Source organism: Komagataeibacter kakiaceti JCM 25156, assembly GCF_000613305.1.
Genome location: NZ_BAIO01000920.1, coordinates 1 through 531, shown reverse-complemented (window position 1 = coordinate 531; position 531 = coordinate 1). Strand labels below are relative to the sequence as shown.

The window sequence follows — 531 nt, the reverse complement described above, 5'->3', positions numbered from 1 at the left end:
CAGCCCGCATGCACGCCCACATCTGTCATGCCGTACTGGTGCAGGAGGTCGCGCGCCTGCCTGATCGCCCCTTCAACCGTGATGCCCCGCCACTGAACAGCACCAGCACCGGACGCACATGATCGGGAACCTGCACGGCGGCGAACAGGGCCGCCATGCCCTGCGCATCAGGTGTCAGATCGAGAATGATGGGCCGTGTCATGAGCATCCTGTCCTGCATGGTTGCGTGGTTCATGGTGGATGGTGGTGGTCTGTTGCAACAGTTCAGTCAATATCCGCGTGCCGGGGCCGCCAGTACAGCGCGCGCGCCAGCAGCCAGTCCACGCCCCACCACAGCAGCACCGTCATGGCCGCCAGCACCACAAGCGCCGCGAACATGAGATCCGTCTGGAAGCGGGTATTCGCCGTCTGCATGAGAAAGCCCAGCCCGGAGGACGCCCCGACCCACTCCCCCACCACCGCCCCGATAGGCGCTATGGCGGTGGCCATCCGCACCCCCGATGCAAAGGACGGCATGGCGGCGGGCAGGCG

Annotated in this window: 2 protein-coding genes; both read right to left on the bottom strand. The window is 66.1% G+C overall.

Going from position 1 to position 531, the window contains the following annotated elements:
* Positions 1-25: 25 nt before the first annotated feature.
* Positions 26-235 (bottom strand): hypothetical protein, encoded by a 210-nt coding sequence (locus JCM25156_RS20050; RefSeq protein ID WP_025814559.1) that lies wholly within the window; start codon positions 233-235, stop codon positions 26-28.
* Positions 236-264: 29 nt separating this feature from the next.
* Positions 265-531, bottom strand: a 267-nt coding sequence (locus JCM25156_RS20045; protein ID WP_025814558.1) for an ABC transporter permease, incomplete at its 5' end; no start/stop codon positions are given.